13 protein-coding genes are annotated in these 16,845 nt (G+C 70.9%); 10 read left to right on the top strand and 3 right to left on the bottom strand.

Annotation, left to right across the window (positions count from 1 at the left end):
• Nucleotides 1–19 precede the first annotated feature (19 nt).
• A complete protein-coding gene (locus I3V78_RS10825; protein WP_204486815.1) occupies nucleotides 20–745 on the bottom strand; it encodes a DUF6683 family protein in 726 nt (241 codons plus the stop codon).
• Nucleotides 746–908: 163 nt separating this feature from the next.
• Between I3V78_RS10825 and I3V78_RS10820 the strand changes: the two genes are divergently transcribed.
• The 3 genes from I3V78_RS10820 (at nucleotide 909) to I3V78_RS10810 (ending at nucleotide 3,775) form a co-directional block, all read left to right on the top strand.
• Nucleotides 909–2,456: an MBL fold metallo-hydrolase gene (locus tag I3V78_RS10820; RefSeq protein WP_204486813.1), complete on the top strand. Its 1,548-nt coding sequence runs from the start codon at nucleotides 909–911 to the stop codon at nucleotides 2,454–2,456.
• 116 nt (nucleotides 2,457–2,572) lie between these two features.
• On the top strand, nucleotides 2,573–2,788 hold the full coding sequence (locus I3V78_RS10815; protein ID WP_204486810.1) for a hypothetical protein: 216 nt from the start codon (nucleotides 2,573–2,575) through the stop codon (nucleotides 2,786–2,788).
• A 102-nt stretch (nucleotides 2,789–2,890) separates the two neighbouring features.
• Nucleotides 2,891–3,775 carry a nucleotidyltransferase gene (locus tag I3V78_RS10810; protein ID WP_204486807.1) on the top strand — a complete coding sequence of 295 codons (885 nt, stop codon included), beginning with the start codon at nucleotides 2,891–2,893 and terminating at the stop codon, nucleotides 3,773–3,775.
• Between the two features lie 24 nt (nucleotides 3,776–3,799).
• On the opposite strand, the gene I3V78_RS10805 is transcribed toward I3V78_RS10810, so the two are convergent.
• Entirely contained in the window at nucleotides 3,800–4,897 is a 1,098-nt protein-coding gene (locus I3V78_RS10805; protein ID WP_204486805.1) for a sigma-70 family RNA polymerase sigma factor, read from the bottom strand.
• Nucleotides 4,898–4,966: 69 nt separating this feature from the next.
• Here I3V78_RS10805 and I3V78_RS10800 point away from each other — a divergent pair, with 69 nt between their 5' ends.
• Nucleotides 4,967–7,399, top strand: coding sequence for a DEAD/DEAH box helicase (locus I3V78_RS10800; protein ID WP_204486802.1), 2,433 nt, complete (start codon nucleotides 4,967–4,969; stop codon nucleotides 7,397–7,399).
• 12 nt (nucleotides 7,400–7,411) lie between these two features.
• Here the strand turns inward: I3V78_RS10800 and I3V78_RS10795 are convergent, their stop codons facing one another.
• Complete coding sequence (locus I3V78_RS10795) at nucleotides 7,412–7,915, bottom strand: helix-turn-helix domain-containing protein (RefSeq protein WP_204486800.1); 504 nt, start codon at nucleotides 7,913–7,915, stop codon at nucleotides 7,412–7,414.
• Nucleotides 7,916–7,979: 64 nt separating this feature from the next.
• Here I3V78_RS10795 and I3V78_RS10790 point away from each other — a divergent pair, with 64 nt between their 5' ends.
• The 6 genes from I3V78_RS10790 (at nucleotide 7,980) to I3V78_RS10765 (ending at nucleotide 16,602) form a co-directional block, all read left to right on the top strand.
• Nucleotides 7,980–9,212, top strand: a complete 1,233-nt coding sequence (locus tag I3V78_RS10790) for a Glu/Leu/Phe/Val family dehydrogenase (protein WP_204486798.1) — start codon at nucleotides 7,980–7,982, stop codon at nucleotides 9,210–9,212.
• Between the two features lie 72 nt (nucleotides 9,213–9,284).
• Entirely contained in the window at nucleotides 9,285–10,499 is a 1,215-nt protein-coding gene (gene ilvA / locus I3V78_RS10785) for a threonine ammonia-lyase (RefSeq protein WP_204486796.1), read from the top strand.
• A gap of 1 nt (nucleotide 10,500) precedes the next feature.
• A complete protein-coding gene (locus I3V78_RS10780) occupies nucleotides 10,501–11,970 on the top strand; it encodes a hypothetical protein (protein ID WP_204486794.1) in 1,470 nt (489 codons plus the stop codon).
• A gap of 66 nt (nucleotides 11,971–12,036) precedes the next feature.
• Nucleotides 12,037–13,839 (top strand): serine/threonine-protein kinase, encoded by a 1,803-nt coding sequence (locus tag I3V78_RS10775; protein ID WP_204486792.1) that lies wholly within the window; start codon nucleotides 12,037–12,039, stop codon nucleotides 13,837–13,839.
• A 59-nt stretch (nucleotides 13,840–13,898) separates the two neighbouring features.
• On the top strand, nucleotides 13,899–14,831 hold the full coding sequence (locus tag I3V78_RS10770) for a DUF2381 family protein (protein WP_204486790.1): 933 nt from the start codon (nucleotides 13,899–13,901) through the stop codon (nucleotides 14,829–14,831).
• A 142-nt stretch (nucleotides 14,832–14,973) separates the two neighbouring features.
• A complete protein-coding gene (locus I3V78_RS10765; protein ID WP_204486787.1) occupies nucleotides 14,974–16,602 on the top strand; it encodes a vWA domain-containing protein in 1,629 nt (542 codons plus the stop codon).
• Nucleotides 16,603–16,845: the final 243 nt, after the last annotated feature.

Here is a 16,845-nt window from a genome sequence, read left to right as displayed (position 1 = left end):
TCGTGGCGCCCACCGGACCTCACTCCACCCACACCGCCTCGCCCTCGGTGTGGATGCGCTCCGGGGAAATCCCCATGAGCTGCTCGAGCAGGGAGCGCGCCAGCGCGCGCGCCGTCTTCACGTCCTTGTCCCGCCCCTCGCCCGACAGCCCGAGGATGATGGAGCCCGAGAGCACGGCGGCCTCGTAGAGCTCCTGCTTCTGCCGGTCCGACAGCCGCTGCTCCTTGAGCCCCAGGGCGAAGCCGGCGTTGAGCTGCGTCAGCATGCTCTTCTGCTGCTCGGAGGACAGGCCCGCGCCCTTGAGCACCCGGTAGGCGGCGCCGAAGAGGTGGTTGAAGGCCCCGGCCAGGTTGTTCTTGAGGCGCGAGTCGTCGTTGCGGTCGAGCATCTGCTCGTACTCGCGCAAGAGCGTCAGCAGGGCCGCCTCGAGCTGGCGGCGCGTGTCCGCGTCCAGGTCCGACACGCCCGAGGCGATGCGCTTGGGCATGATGGGGTTGCCCACGGTGCGGAACGACGACACCGACAGCGGCAACAGCACGGGCGAGACGGCCTCCTCGCCCCCCTTCTCCCGCGGCGAGACGGCCCGGCCTTTCTTGGGAAAGGCGAGCTTGAAGCCCCCGTTGACGAACAGGGTGCTGTCGTACTCGCGGTAGGCACTCGGGGGCCGGGCGGCCGCGAGCCCCACCTGACCCAGGAGGGTACCCACCGTCGCGAGGACGGCGACCTTCCTGTAAACACCCTTCATGCCCCCTCCGATGGCTGGAACAGAGAATCCACCCGGCACCCTCCTCCGCCTCCAGCCCACGGTCCCGGTCGCGCGCGGAGCATCATCGGAAAGCAGGGGGCGGGCAAGCGCCCCGAATCGTCTCTCATCACTGGTACTTTCGTCCTGGTAGGACCACGAACTTATGCGTCTGTCGCTGCGCCGGGAAATCAGTCTCGCCGTGCTCGCCTCGGCCCGGAACGAAGCCGAGCACCATGAGGATCTGGGCTGCAGCATCCAGGGGCCCACCGCCCGCCCCGTCCGCCACGCCCAGGCCGCGCTCAAGCGCCGGCTGGCGGAGCTGGGACCCGAGCGGGCCCTGCGCGAGGCCCAGGCGCTGGTGCGCTGGCTGGAGGACACGCCCCGCTACGCCGCGCTGTGCACCGAGGGGCCCCGGCGCCAGGGCCGCCGGCCGCTCCGGTCCGACGTGCTCTTCCCGGACGCCACCCGGCACACGCCCCGGGTGCTGCACCTGCGGCGCGACGCGCAGGGGCTCGACTTCCCGGTGAAGGCGCGCGAGTGGCCCGCGCTCGCCGAGCTCTTCGCCACGCTCGCGCGCGGCGCCACCCCGGCCGAGCTGCGCGCCCTGTCGGCCCGGCCCGCCGCGGGCGAGCTGCTCGCGGACCTGTCCGGCGCGGGCTGGCTGGAGGAACACGAGGGCACCGTGCCCGTGCCCACCCCGGGCGCGCTCTTCGTGGGCCACAACACCGTGCTGGTGGCGAGCGCCCAGGCGCGCGTGCTGGTGGACCCGTACTTCCGCCCCGCGCACGCGCTGGACGCGGACTACCCGCCCATGCAGCCCAAGGACCTGGGGCCGGTGGACGCGGTGGTCATCACCCACTCGCACGGGGACCACTTCCACCTGGGCTCGCTGCTGCAACTGCCGCGCGACACGCGCATCTTCGTGCCCGCCGTGCCGCGCGAGAGCCTCTTCTCCACCGACTGCGTGCTGCGGCTCACCCAGCTGGGCTACACGCGCGTGGAGGCGCTCGGCTGGGGCGAGGAGCGGCGCGTGGGCGACATCACCGTGCGCGCCCTGCCCTTCTACGGCGAGCAGCCCACCGACGGCGAGGGCCTCTACCCGGGGCTCTTCAACCAGGGCAACACGTGGCTCGTGCGCGCGCCGGGCTTCTCCGCGGCCTTCTTCGCCGACGCCGGCCACGACGTGCGCGGCGACATGGAGTCGGTGTGCCACGCCGTGCGCGAGGAGGCTCCCGTGGACGTGCTCTTCTGCGGCGTGCGCGGCTTCCGGCTCGAGCCGCTCTTCTTCGGCTACACCACCCTGGACGCCTACCTCGTCGACGTGCCGCTCGACGCGCTCACCCGGCCGCAGCGGCTCATGGCCGGCCCCGAGGAGGCGCTGCGCTATGGCCAGTGGCTCGGCGCCCGGTACGTGGTGCCCTGCGCGGATGGCGGCGCCCCCTGGTACTGGCGCGAGGGCATGGGCCCCCGCTACCCGGGCTACCCCGGCACGCCCGTGAGCGGCGCCAGCACCCGGGACGAGAACCCGGACGCGGACCCCTACCCCGAGCGCCTGGCCCAGGTCCGGGGGCGCGACAAGACCCTGCCCCGGGCCCTGCTCCTGCGTCCCGGCGAGGCGGTGGGCTGGCACGGCCGCAAGGCGCCCGATGTCCTTCAATACGCGGGCTTCCGCTGGCCCTTCGGCGGTCCGCCCGGCCCCCCGGCCGCCTGAGCTGGCGTGGTCGCGGGGCGAGCATCCAGGCACGCCCCGCGCGGGCCCTCGTGCCGTCCGACGCACCCGGACGAATCCTGAGTGGCTCATTCGCCAGGCTCGACGGGAGGCACGACATGAAGGGACGCACGCGCGTGTGCAAGAAGCACATCCGGCAGGCTGGATGGAGCATCGCCAACGAGGGGCAGCGGGAGAAGGTCTTTCACTTGGAACTCCATGGTCCACGGGGGGAACGCATGAAGGTGGAGGCCGCGTCCGAGCCCCTCGCCTACCGCCACGCCGAGCGACAGGTCGCCGGCAGCGAGCCGGGCACCGCGCTCTGGGCGCGGTAGTCCCGCTGGGCAGGCGGCCAGCCGGGCGGGGGGTGTGACGCCCCGCCCTGCGCCTGGCTGCCTCCATCCCTACCTTCTCCGACAAGACCAGCGAGGGCGGCCATGAGCGACACCGACACCCAGACGGCGGAACGAGGCAGCGGGCCCCAGCCCCAGCGCGCCACCCCGCCCATCGAGCAGCGCCCGAGCAAGGCCCCGCCGCCAATGCAGGCGGACCAGCGCCCGCCCATCGAGCGGGGCGCGCACCTGCTCGCCCTGAGCGCGCTCAAGAACGCGGAGATTCCCTTCGTGGTGGCGGGCGCCTACGCGCTGCACCTCTATACGGGCATCTACCGGGACACCAAGGACCTGGACCTCTTCCTCAAGCGCGAGCACGTGGAGCGCGCCATGGAGGCCCTGTCCGCCATGTCCTTCCAGACGAAGATGCACGACCCGGTGTGGATCGCCAAGGCGTACGCCAGCGACGAGTACTTCGCGGACCTCATCTTCAGCTCTGGCAACGGCATCGCGGTGGTGGACGACCTGTGGATCGACCGGGCCACCGCGGGCATCGTGCACGGCCTGCCCATCCTGGTGGCGCCCCCCGAGGACATCATCTGGTCCAAGTCCTTCGTGTGCGAGCGCGAGCGCTTCGATGGCACGGACATCAACCACCTCATCCTCGCGCGCGGCAAGCAGATGGACTGGAACCATCTGATGATGCGCTTCCAGCCGCACTGGGAGGTGCTGCTCGCGCACCTGACCTTCTACCGCTTCGCCTACCCGGGCCAGCGCGACCACGTGCCCCAGTGGGTCTGGGAGGAGCTGCTCGAGCGCGCGCGCCACCAGCAGAACGAGCCCGAGAAGAAGAAGCTGTGCCGGGGGATGATCATCGCCCAGGGCCAGTACCGCGTGGACGTGGAGCACTGGGGCTACGCCGACGCCCGCATGGAAGAGGTGCCCACGTTCCGCGACCACCGCGCGCCGGACGACACGAAGAAGAAATAGCCGGGGGCGTCCAGGCCCCCGGGCCTACCCCTTGGGGACCGCCACCAGGTCGAAGTCCGGGATGTGCTCGCGCATGTACTCGCGCATCCGGTTGATGAGCGCGGCCTCGATCTGCCGGGCCCGCTCGCGACTCACCCCGTACTTGTCGCCAATGTCCTGCAGGGTGAGCGGCTCGTCGGAGATGAGCCGGTGGTCGAAGATGTAGCGCTCCTTGCCCTCGAGCGACTTGGCGAACTCCTGGAGCTTCTCGCGAAAGAGCACCCGCAGCTCCTCGTTGCCCAGCCGCTCCTCGGCGCCCATGGACGAGGAGGACGGCAGGAGCCGGTCGCCCCGCGTCGCCGTCGAGTCGTCCCCACCCACCGGCGCGTCCAGGGACACCTCGTCGTGCCCGAGCCGCTGGTCCATCTCCACCACGTCCTGCTCGGTGACGTTGAGGCGGTCGGCCAGCATCTTCGGCGTCACCTCGAAGCCCTGCGCCACCAGCTTCTCCTGCTCCTGGCGCAGCTTGAAGAAGAGCTTGCGCTGGGCCTCGGTGGTCCCGAGCTTCACCATCTTCCAGTTGTCCATGATGTAGCGCAGGATGTAGGCGCGGATCCACCATGCGGCGTAGGAGCTGAGCTTCACCCCCCGCTCCGGGTCGTACTTCTTCACCGCCTGCATGAGCCCGATGTTGCCCTCCTGCACCAAGTCCAACAGGGACAGGGGGTTGCGGTGGTACTCGTGCGCCAGCTTCACCACGAGTCTCAGGTTGCTCGCCACCAGCCGGTAGGCGGCCTGGACATTTCCAGTGTCACGGAAACTCCGGGCGAGCGACACCTCCTCCTCCCGCTTGAGCAGGGGGTGGCGGTGGACCTCGTTCATGTAGGCCTGGAGGGGGTCCGTCCGGGTGACGGCCGCATCGCCCGCGCGCACCAGGGCCGAGGAGGGCGCCCGGGCGGAGGGGGTGGCCTCCTCCAGCTCGGCGTCCACCTCCTCCAGTTCCTCCAGGAGGGGTTCCAGGGCCTCCGGCTCGACGGTTTCGGGCTCCTGCGCCTCGGATTCCGAGGGGGTCGGGGCCTCGGCGGGCTTCTTGGCCCGGCCCCGGGAGCCCGTCCCGCCCGTTTTCTTCCTCCCAATCGCCATGAGGGGTTCCTTAAGCAAAGTGCTCCGATTGTTGCCAGAGGGTAATGCAGGGGTTATGCCCCCTGCCTGATGAGTGACATCGAAACCCCGGAGCAGCCGGGTACCACTGCCGAAGCCTCGTCCCGCCCCGCCGAGTACGTGGCGGACGTCAGCTTCGATGACCTGAACATTTCCGAGCTCCTGCGCCGTGGCATCACCGAGCGGGGCTACACCCACCCCACCCCTGTCCAGGCCAAGGCGTTCGGGCCCGTGGTCGCGGGGCGGGACCTCATCGTGCGCAGCAAGACGGGCACGGGCAAGACGGCCGCCTTCGGCCTGCCCCTGCTCGAGAAGCTGTCGGCCGAGGACAAGCGCGTGCGCGCCCTCATCCTCTGCCCCACGCGTGAGCTCGCGCTCCAGGTGTCCGAGGAGCTCAGCGCCCTGGGCAAGTACAAGGGCGTGAAGGTGGCGGCCATCTACGGCGGCGCCTCCATGAAGCAGCAGGAGGACGCGCTCGAGGAGGGCACGCAGATCATCGTGGGCACGCCCGGCCGCGTGTTCGACCACATCAACCGCGGCAACCTCAAGCTCGACGCCTGCACCCACGCGGTGCTGGACGAAGCCGACGAGATGCTCAACCAGGGCTTCTACGAGGAAGTCACGCGCATCCTCGACCGCCTTCCCAAGGACCGGCAGGTGCTGCTCTTCAGCGCCACGGTGCCCACGGACATCCAGAACCTCATCGCGCGCTACACCACCAACGCCGAGACGCTCCTGCTCTCCGGCGACGTCTTCACCGTCGAGCACATCCACCACATCCGCTACGACGTGTCGGACGAGTACCCGAAGCCGCGCAACCTCATCTACGTGCTGGAGGCCGAGGAGCCCAGCAACGCCATCATCTTCTGCAACACCCGGGATGACACGGCGCTGGTGACCGCGGTGCTCAACCGCAACGGCTTCGACGCGGACCTGCTCAACGGCGACCTGCCGCAGAAGGAGCGCGAGCGGGTGATGGCCAAGGTCAAGCGCGGGGAAGTGGCCTTCATGGTGGCCACGGACATCGCCGCGCGCGGCATCGACATCTCCGGCCTCGAGTACGTCATCAACTACTCGCTGCCCGAGGACCCCGCCGTCTACCTGCACCGCGTGGGCCGCACCGGCCGCATCGGCAACAAGGGCACGGCCATCAACCTCTTCTCCGGCCGCGAGCTGGCCACGTACACCACGCTGGAGAAGAAGTTCGGCATCAAGTTCGAGAAGAAGCGCATGCCCGCCCCCGAGGAGGCCGTGCGCCTGTGGGCCGAGCGCCACGTGCGGGAGATCCGCGACGCCGCCTCCGGCTCCATCTTCGAGGGCTTCCTGCCGCTCGTGTCGCACCTCAAGGGGCGCGCGGACTCGGACGACCTCATCGCCTTCCTGCTCAAGTACTTCTTCAGCCACCTGCGCATGGAGAAGGCCAAGGCCGCCGAGGAGGCGACCGGCCAGGCCGCGTCCGCCCCCTCGCGCACGTCCGAGCCCCGCCGCGACAAGCGCGGTGAGCGCGAGCGTCCGCCCCGCCGCGAGGAGCGCGGGGGCGAGCGTCCGCCCCGCCGCGAGGAGCGCCGCGCCGAGGGTCCGGGCGAGTCGCGCCGCGAGGAGCGCCGCGACGAGCGCACTGGCGACAAGCGCCGCCGGGATCGCCCCGACCGGGCCCCCGGGCGCTCGCTGGAGGCCGCTCCGGGCGAGGTGAAGCTGTGGATCAACCTGGGCAGCGAGGATGGCCTCGGCCCGGGCAGCATCGTCACCGCGCTGGAGGAGGCGGGCGCGCCGGCCAACACCGTGGTGCGCGCGGACCTCAAGCCGGGCTTCGCCTACGTCTTCGTGTCCGAGGGGGACCTGGCCGCCTACGAGGCCCTGTCCGGCAAGCAGTACAAGGACAAGACGCTCAAGGTGGAGAAGAGCCGGCCGCGCGGCGAGCGCGACCCGAACCGCCCCCCGCCCTCCCCCGACGCGGGCCCCGGCGAGGCGAAGCTCAAGTTCAACCTGGGCACGGATGACGGCCTGGACGAGGCGGGCTTCATCGCCGCCCTGGAGGCCGCGGGCGCTCCGGCGGGCCAGGTGACCCGGGCGCTCCTGCGCGGCCACTACGGCTACGCCTACGTGCCCGAGGACTCCGCCCAGGCCTTCGAGTCGCTCGAGGGCAAGGGCCACGGCCAGAAGACCCTCAAGGTGGACCGGCACCGGCCCCGCGGCACCCGCGAGCGTCCGCCCCGGCCCGAGCGCACCGAGACCCCCGAGCAGCCCGGCCAGGCCCGGCTGTGGGTGGGCCTGGGCCGCTCCGACGTCGCCGACGAGGCCACCGTCACCAGCACCCTGGAGTCGCTCGGGGCGCCGGCCGGCAAGGTGCAGCGCGTGGAGCTCAAGTCCACCTACGCCTACGTCTTCATCGCCGACGAGGACGTGGCCGCCTTCGAGGCGCTCCACGGCAAGTCGTACGGCGAGAACAAGACGCTCAAGCTCGAGCGCGCCCGCCGCAAGTAGTCCCGCCGGGCGTCAGGGTGGGGAGGGCCTCGTCGCCTTCACCGCCCGGCGCTCGCGGTGGTAGTGCGCGCCGCACAGGCCCCGCGCCAGCACCACCCGCCCACACGCCTCCACCCGGCACCGGGGGGGTTCAGGGGCGGCGGGTCCCGGGGCGGCGCGCGCCCCCGCGCCGAAGAGCACCCGCGCCACCTCCAGCATCTGGTCCACCTCTGCGCGTGACAGGGAGCGTTCCCGCGCGAAGTCCACCAGCCGGTGCACCCCCGCCGCCTCGTCCTCCTCGGTCCGGAACAGCTCCGCCAGGGGCACGCCCAGGGCCAGCGCCGCCTGCACCAGCGTCTCGGAGCTGGGGCCGCGCTCCCCGCGCTCCAGCAGCGACGCGAAGCTCACGGAGATGCCACACCGGGAGGCGAAGTCCTCCTGGGTGAGCCCCCGCCGCTCGCGCAGCGCGCGGATGCGCCGGGCGAGCGCCTGCAGGGGAACCCTCGGGTCCGGCACCGACGGGGAACTGGAGCGCATGGCCAACCCATGTTAGCGCAAGCCCTGGAGTTCCGGGCCTCGTGCCCAGGAGGACCACCCGCCCATGCCGCCCGCCATCGAGGGAATCCAACACTACTTCCGCAAGGCCGCGCGCATCATGGACGTGGGCGAGCGCATCGAGACCCTGCTCGCCACGCCCCTGCGCGAGGTGAAGGTGCAGGTGTCCATCGAGCTGGACACGGGGGAGATCCGCACCTTCCACGGCTACCGCATCCAGCACGACAACAGCCGCGGCCCCATGAAGGGCGGCCTGCGCTTCCACCCCTCCATCACCCAGGAGGAGTGCGTCACGCTCGCCTCGCTGATGACGTGGAAGACGGCCGTGGTGAACCTGCCCTACGGCGGCGCCAAGGGCGGCATCGCGGTGGACCCCACCCAGCTGTCGCTCAAGGAGATGGAGCGGCTCACGCGCAAGTACGTGGACCAGGTGCAGGACCTCATCGGCCCCACGCGTGACATCGCCGGCCCGGACGTCAACACCAACCCCCAGGTGATGGCGTGGATGATGGACCAGTACTCGCGCTTCCACGGGCACTCGCCCGCCATCGTCACCGGCAAGCCCCCCGAGCTCTACGGCACCCGCGGCCGGGACGCCGCCGCCGGCCGCGGCCTGCTCTACATCACCCGGGAAATCCTCCGGGACACCGGCATGCCCATGCGCGGCACGCGCTTTTCCCTCCAGGGCTTTGGCAACGTGGGCAGCCACACCGCCCAGCTGCTCTGGCAGGACGGCGGCGTCATCATCGCCGTGTCGGACGTGTACGGCGGCGTCTACAACCCCCAGGGCCTGGACGTCCCCGGCCTCTTCGAGCACGTCAAGCGCACCGGCACCGTCACCGGCTTCGGCGGCGGCCAAGCCTGCTCCAACGAGGACGTGCTCGCCTCGGACTGCGACGTGCTCATCCCGGCGGCCATCGGCGGTGCTTTGAACCGCAACAACGCGGGCCAGGTGCGCGCCCGGCTCGTCATCGAGGGCGCCAACGGCCCTACCGAGCCCGAGGCGGACGAGATTTTGGAGAAGCGCGGCGTGCTCGTGGTGCCGGACATCCTCGCCAACGCGGGCGGTGTCACCGTCAGCTACTACGAGTGGGTGCAGAACCTGCAGCACCTCTCCTGGGAGGAGGAGCGGGTGAACGCCGAGCTCGAGCGGACGATGAAGGAGGCGTACGACCGGGTGGCGCAGCTGGCGCGCTCGCGCAAGGTGACCCTCCGTACCGCGGCGTACATTCTCGCCATTGGCCGGGTGGGCAAGGCCACGGTGCTGCGCGGAATCTGACCCGCCGCGACCGCCCGCCCGCCCGCCTCTTTCGCGCGGGCCGGGCTTCGGTTATGGGGCGCCCACACGCCCATGGTGACGCTCCAGGACATCGAGGCCGCGCAGCAGCGCATCGCCGACTCCATCCACCGCACCCCCTGCCCGCGCTCCGAGCACTTCAAGGATTTGACGGACTGCTCGGCGCTGTACTTCAAGCTGGAGAACCTCCAGCTCACCGGGGCGTTCAAGGAGCGCGGCGCGCTCAACACGCTCCTGTCGCTCTCCGCCGAGGAGAAGGCCCGCGGCGTCATCGCCGCCTCGGCGGGCAACCACGCCCAGGGGCTCGCCTACCACGCGGGTCGCCGGGGGGTGTCCAGCATCATCGTGATGCCCGAGCGCACGCCCATCATCAAGGTGACACGCACGCGCAGCTACGGCGCGCAGGTGGTGCTGCACGGGGCCAACTTCGACGAGGCCTTCGCCGAGGCGGTGCGCCTGCAGGAGCGCGACAACCGCGTCTTCGTGCACCCCTTCAACGATCCCCGCGTCATCGCGGGCCAGGGCAGCATCGGCCTGGAGCTGCTCGAGCAGTGCCCGCAGATGGACTTCGTGCTGGTGCCCGTGGGCGGCGGCGGGCTCATCTCCGGCGTGGCGTGCGCCCTCAAGGAGACCAACCCGCGCATCAAGATCATCGGCGTGCAGGCCTCGAGCATCGCGAGCATGAAGGCGTCGGTGGACGCGGGCGCGCTCACCGAGGTGGCCTCGGGCACCACCATCGCGGACGGCATCGCCGTCAAGCGCCCCGGGGACTACACCTTCGGGATGATCCAGCGCTACGTGGACGACATCCTCACCGTGGACGAGGAGGAGATCGCCAACGCCATCCTCCTCTTGCTCGAGCGCGAGAAGACGGTGTCCGAGGGCGCGGGCGCGGTGGGGCTCGCGGCGCTCATCAACGGCAAGCTGCCCGCGGCGCGGGGCCGCAAGGTGGTGGTGCTGCTGTCCGGCGGCAACATCGACGTCAACCTGGTCAGCCGCATCATCGAGCGCGGCCTCGTCAAGGGCGGCCGGCTCGTGCGCCTCATCGTGCGCATGCCGGACCGGCCGGGCATGCTCGCGAGGCTCACGGCGGAGATCGCCCAGCAGGGCGCCAACGTGGTGGAGATCTACCACAACCGCGCCTTCTCCAAGGCGGGCCTGGGCGAGGTGGCGGTGGAGGTGACGCTCGAGACGCGCGGGCGCCCCCACATCGAGGAGCTGATGGGCAGCCTCGGGCAGAAGGGCTGGCAGGTGGTGGAGGAGACCTGACATGGACACCCTCCCCCGCCGCGGCGCGCTCCTGGGGGGCGCGGCCGCGCTGCTGTTCGCCCTGCCCTGGCTCACCTACTGGAGCGCCATCTTCCGCCGCTACGGCATGCGCGACGACTACGCCATCCTGCGCGAGGCGCTGGAGGAGCCGGGGAAGATCGTCCGCGTGTGCTCCACCTTCGGGCGGCCCCTGTACGGACTCTTGCTGGAGGCGTCCCTGCGCGGCGCGGACAGCATCGGGGACCTCTCCGAGCTGCGCCTGCTCGCCGTGACGGGCCTGGGCCTGCTCGCCGTGGCCGTCTTCCTCCTGCTCGTGCGCGAGGGCTGGGCCTGGGGCCCCGCGGCCCTGTTCGCCGCCTTCCTGCCGCTCACGCCGTCCGCGCAGGTCATCGTGAGCTGGGGCATCTGCTGGCCGCACACGGTGGCGATGCTGCTGGGCGCCGGAGCCTTCGCGCTCGCCCCGCGCCGCTGGCCGTTCACGGTGCTGGGCCTCGCGGCGGCGACGCTCACCTATCAGGTCAGCGGCCTCGTCTACGCCGTGCTGGTGGCCGCGGCGCTCGTGGCCCGGCGCGACACGTCGCTCCCGGAGACGGGACGCTGGCTCGCGCGGCACCTGGGCCTGCTCGCCCTGGGCCTCGGCCTCGCGTACGTCACCACCCAGGTGGCCTTCCGCTCGGGCTGGATGACGCCCTCGCCGCGGCTCACCTTCGAGCGGCACTTCTGGGACAAGGCCGTGTGGGTCGTCACCCACGTCCTCCCCAACGGCCTCGCCCTGGGCGCGCTCAACCGCACCACGGGCGCGCCCCCCGTGGGCTATCCGCTCATGGTGGGGGTGAGCCTGGTGCTCGTGGCCGGGGGCGTCGCGCTGGAGGGCCGTCGCGAAGGCCTCGCCGCCAGCGGCCGGTGGTTGCTGGGCCTGGTGTTGCTGTCGGGTACGGCCTGCTCCATCAGCTTCCTCGCCGGCGAGCGCTGGCCCACCTACCGCACCCTCTTCGCCCTCACCGGCGTGTGCGGCGTCTTCTTCGCCGCCTCGCTCGTGAACCTCGGGGCGTGCTGGCCCGGGAGGGGACCGCGCGTGGCCTCGGGCGTGCTCGCGGGGCTCGTGGCGGTGAGCGCGTGGCTCGCGCACCGCCAGACGCTGGAGCTGTTCGTCGAGCCCCAGGGCCGGGAGCTCGCGCTGATGGAGGAAGGCGCCCGGCAGGTGGTGCCCTCGGCGCGCCCGCGCGTCTTCGTGCTCACCGCGCTCCAGTCGGACACCTCGGCGCCTCAGCGCTACCTGGACGAGTTCGGCTCGGTGTCCGTGGACGCCGAGTGGGTGGCCAAGGAGATGTGGAAGGCGGTGGTGCGCGAGCGCTTCCCCCAGGAGCGCGACGTGAGCCGCCTGTACCGCTTCGCCACGGGCCGCGTGGCGCCCGAGCGTCGCCAGTACGACATCCTCGTGGACATGCGCCGCCTGCGCCGGGGCCCCTGAGCGCGGAAATCCGAGGACGTGACGCCCGGGGTTCTGTTACAGTGAACCACGTCGGAGGTCACGTCCATGAACGAGGCAGGACAACCGCACGGGGCGCCCCGGCGGTGGAGGACCGAGCGGCCCCCACCGGGGCTGGAGGACGCGACGCCGCCCGCGCTCGGCGAGCACGTGGACGGCTACCGGCTGGAGGCCCGGCTGGGCGCGGGTGGCCAGGGCACGGTGTACCGGGCCCGGCGCGCGGGCCGGCTCTACGCGCTCAAGTTCCTCCCCCTGGCGCGCGGCGGGTGGCCCTGGCGGGAGCTGGAGGTGGGGCTGCGGCTGCGGCGCCTGGGGTCGGCATGCGTGCTCGGCCATGGCCAATGGCCCGCGGACCACCCCACTCACCTCTTCCTGGTCCTGCCCTACGTGAGGGGTCGTCCGCTGGAGGCCTGGGCTCGGGAGGAGAACCCCTCGGCGCGCGCGGTGGCGCGGGTGATGCGCGAGCTCGCGCGGCAGGTGCGGTACATCCACCGCGCGGGCGTGGTGCACCGGGACGTGAAGGCGTCCAACGTGCTCGTGCGGGACGTGGATGGCGGGGCGGTGCTGGTGGACTTCGGGGTGGGCACGTACCTCGGGGCGCCGCACATCACCCATCCCCTCGCCCTGCCCGGCACGCCGTACTACCGCAGCCCCGAGGCCCTGCGCTTCCGCCGCGAGCACGTGGGCGAGTTCTCCCCGGCGCGGCCCTCGGATGACCTGTGGGCGCTGGGCGTGCTGCTCTACTGGCTGCTCACGCACAGCTACCCCTTCGAGCCCCGCTCGGCCCTGGAGGACGAGGGCGGCCTCGCGGACCGGATCCTCCAGGAGACGCCCGAGCCGCCCCATGTGCGCAACCCGCGCGCGCCCCGGGCGCTGGGCGAGCTGTGTCTGCGCCTGCTGGACAAGGCGCTCGACGCGCGCCTCCCCGACGCTGGCGCCCTGGACACGGCCCTGGAGGCCCTGGAGCGGGCGGCGGACCCGACGTGGGACGCGCCCCTGTGCCAGCCGTGGTCCCCCGACACCGCCACCACGCCCCAGGACGGGCCGCTCACGCCGGGAGACCGGAGGGACAAGGCCCTGCGCCTGCGGGACTACGCGCGGCGCCACGCCCGGCGAGGCGCGCCCCGGCCCCGGGAGGAGGCCTCCACGGACGCGGGCGGGCACGAAGCACCCCCGCCCGCGCGACGCATCACCCGGCCCGTTCTGCTCGGAATGGGCCTCATGCTGCTGCTTCTCGCCCTGACCGTTCTCGTCTCGACGTCGGAGGTGACCACGTCGAGCGAGCCACCCGAAGGTCACCCCACGCACAGCGCCCACGCGGCGCCCACCCAGGACAACATGCTCATGAAGACCTTTCGACTGACCCAGGCCTGCATCTCCGCCTGGGCGCTGGGACAACTCGCCTGCGCGACCCCTCAGGCGGCCAGGCCTGTCCTGCCCCCTGAAGAGGAGTGCCCTCCCGAGGCCTGGCTCTACATGCGGGAATGGGGAGTCGGGCCCGGAGGCAAATACCTCGCGACGTTTCCGAACGAGAGCCACGTGGCACCTGTCGTCGTTCAGCCAGACGCGCCCCTCGCCGCGCTCGAAGCGTGGGGAGAGCACCTGCCTCAAGAGACCGTCTTCACGGGTCGACTGTATTTCTCGGAGGATCGGGCCTATGGCCGCTATACGCGGGCCCAAACCCCGGACGGAAAGGTCTATCCCGTCTGCATGGAGATTTGGGATCAGGTCCCCTTTCGACGCGGTATGCCCATCGAGGCCGGTAGCAAGCCTGGCGCCATCAAGATTGTCTCGACCGTCTATCTGATGGCGGTGGCTCGCTTCGACGAGTACACCGCCCACCGGGATTGAATTCGAGGACTGACGTCGGAGGTGCCTGATAAGGTGTCCACCCAGGAGGTCACCTCTGCATGCCCGTCCCGCTCGCGATGCTGTCCTGGCTGTTGCTGACAAGCACACCTGAACCGGCGGAAGCTCGGCCCGATGCGGGAACAAGCTCGACGGGTTCACGTTCCTCCGGGACCACCGGAGCGTCACGGTCACCGCGAGAAATACGCATCAGTCCAGGGCGGGGACTGCTGCTGATCTTCGACGCCCCCCTCACTCGGGACGGAATCGTATTGGAGGCGCGAGAATCCTTCCGGCACGTGACGTTGTCGGCGGATGGCCTGCTGCTCACCCTCTTGCCCTCGCGTGAACTGCGGATGGGAAGGCGCCTGACCTTGACCCTCCAGTTCGTGAACGAGGCCGAGCCCAACCCGCTCGATCTCGTTCTCGTGGTGTCACCTCAATCGGAGCCGCAGTGGGAGGTCTCCAGACGCCTCGCTCCTTCCGATCGCGCTCACACAGAAGCCGAGGAGAGCCGCACGCGGCTCCAGGAATGCCAGACGGCATTGCTCCTGGCGACAAAGGAACAGGACAGACATGAAGGTCTGATGCGAATGCTCATCCAGGGCCAACTCTCGTCGGCGGGAATCGCCAGCATGTCCATCACAGCCCACCTCATCATCGGTCAACCCGAGACATTTCGCGTCCGCAACGCCGTCAGCTATCGGGCCGCGGATGGGAGCATGCGCATGCCCAGGATGCGCCTGGCCGTGGATCTCCAATTGACGAATCACGGTTCGACCCCCTGGACCCCCACCCAGGCCCGACTCGTCACGCCGACCGGAGAATGGCCCGCCGAGGTGTGGTCACCCCAGCCCATTCTTCCCAAGAGCACCGGGCGGGTTCTCATCGAAGTCGACCTCCCAGGAAATGCGACCCCCGGCCCAAGCACCCTCAAGCTCTGGAATCAGGAAGCCACACGAACGGCGACGATTTCGGGCGTGCGCTTCCCGTGACCGTGCGACCGAGACCTACCCGCTCACACGTCTTGAACCCGTGCGCCACGGCCACCTCAGCGGCCCTCCCCCTCCGCCGGACGACCGACCTCCGCCCGATGACGGACGCTCGGCCGCGCGGGATCATGGGATAAGCGAGAGAATGAAGAAGTACGTCTCGTGGAGCCTGCGCATTCTCGGCGGCCTCCTGCTCGTCGGGCTCCTGCTGATCGTCACCCTGCTTTTCTTCGGCAACAACATCCGCAGGTTCATGGGCCTGGCCACGACCAGCATGCCGGGAGAGGAGTTCCAGCCCCCCCGCGAGCCCAGACCGTTGCAGGACTTCAGCAGGAACTCCAGCAAGCGATTCAAGCCCTCCGAGGCCCTGGCCACCGACGAGCCCGTCCCCGGGTCCCCGCGCAGGGCGGGCAGCACCCACGAGGAGCCCCCGTCCAACCCCTACATCTGCGTGAGCCATGACCGCTTCTCCACCTTCGCGGTGGACGTGGACACGGCCGCCTACACCCTCTTTCGCCGCTCCATGGCCGAGGGCCGCCCGCCGCCGCGCGACGCGGTGCGCGTGGCGGAGTGGGTGAACTACTTCCAGTACCGCTACCCCGCGCCCCAGGAAGGGGACTTCCACGTGGACCTGGAGGGCGCGCCCTCGCCGTACACTCCGGGCTGGCACCTCATCAAGGTGGGCGTCCAAGGGCGCGTCGTCCCCGCCGCGCAGCGCAAGCCCGCCCACCTCGTCTTCCTGGTGAACACCGGTGACTCCATGTCCAGTCAGGACAAGCTGCCGCTCGCCCAGAAGGCCCTGAAGCTGCTGGTGCGGGGACTCAACCCCCAGGACACCGTGGCGCTCGTCACCTCCGCGGGCGGCGTGCGGGACGTGCTGCCCCCCACCCCCGCCACCGAGCGCGACACCCTCTTCACCGCCATCGACTCGCTGAGCGCCAAGGGATCCGCCACCCTGGGCAGTGGTCTGGAGCTCGCCTACCGGCACGCGGCGAGGCACGCCCGCCCCGACCGCGTCTCGCGCGTCATCGTGCTCACCGACGGCGATGCCCACCTCGACGGCACCTCGGCGAGCGTGCTGTACGAGAACATCCGGGGCTACGTACAGGAGGGTGTCACCCTGTCCACCGTTGGCTTCGGCCTGGGCGGCTCCCGCGATGGTGTGCTCGATCGCCTGGCCGCCAAGGGCAACGGCCACGCCTACTACATCGACAGCGAGGACGAGGCGCGCCGCCTCTTCCAGGACAAGCTCTCGGGCACGCTGGAGGTCATCGCCCAGGACGTGAAGGTGCAGGTGGAGTTCAACCCCGACGCCGTCAACACCTACCGGCTGATGGGCTACGAGGACCGGGACCTCGCCGACAAGGACTTCCGCGACGACAAGGTGGATGCCGGGGAGATTGGCGCCGGGCATACCGTCACCGCGCTCTACGAGGTGAAGCTCGTCGGCACGCACTCGACCCTGGCCCTGGTGCGGGTGCGCGCCAAGCGGCCCGGCGGCGTCGAGGCCGCCGAGCAGCGCTTCCTCCTGGAGCGGGGCCAGGTGCACGACTCGCTGCAACGCGCCTCGGCCAACCTGCGCTTCGCCGCCGCCGTCGCGGGCACCGCCGACATCCTCCGGGGTGAATCCCACGCCGAGAGCTGGAACCTGGCCGCCGCCGAGGTCCTCACCGAGGCCGCCTTGGACGGCATGAGCGACCGCGCCGAGTTCCTCGGCCTGCTGCGCCGCCTGCGCGGGATGGTGTCCCGCCCCGTGACCCGCGCCACCCCCTGAAGCGACCAGGACGGCGCCGCGCGTGGCGCTCTCGCGGTGGGGCGCGACGCGGCGCTTCAGCGCCCCGATGGACTCCAGCCGAGCCCGCCACCTGGGTCATTCTTTACCGCTTTACGGCTTTGACCTGTCTGACGGTGAGCACTTGATTTCATTGGAAGTGTTATTTACCGTTGTGGCCACCCCGCAGCACGGGTCCACCACCGAGAGGGAGTCGCTTCAATGACGATGTCGCGCAGGTTCTTC

It is taken from the genome of Archangium primigenium (genome assembly GCF_016904885.1).
In the GTDB taxonomy this organism is placed as follows: domain Bacteria; phylum Myxococcota; class Myxococcia; order Myxococcales; family Myxococcaceae; genus Cystobacter; species Cystobacter primigenius.
This window is presented reverse-complemented; position numbering and strand designations above follow the sequence as displayed.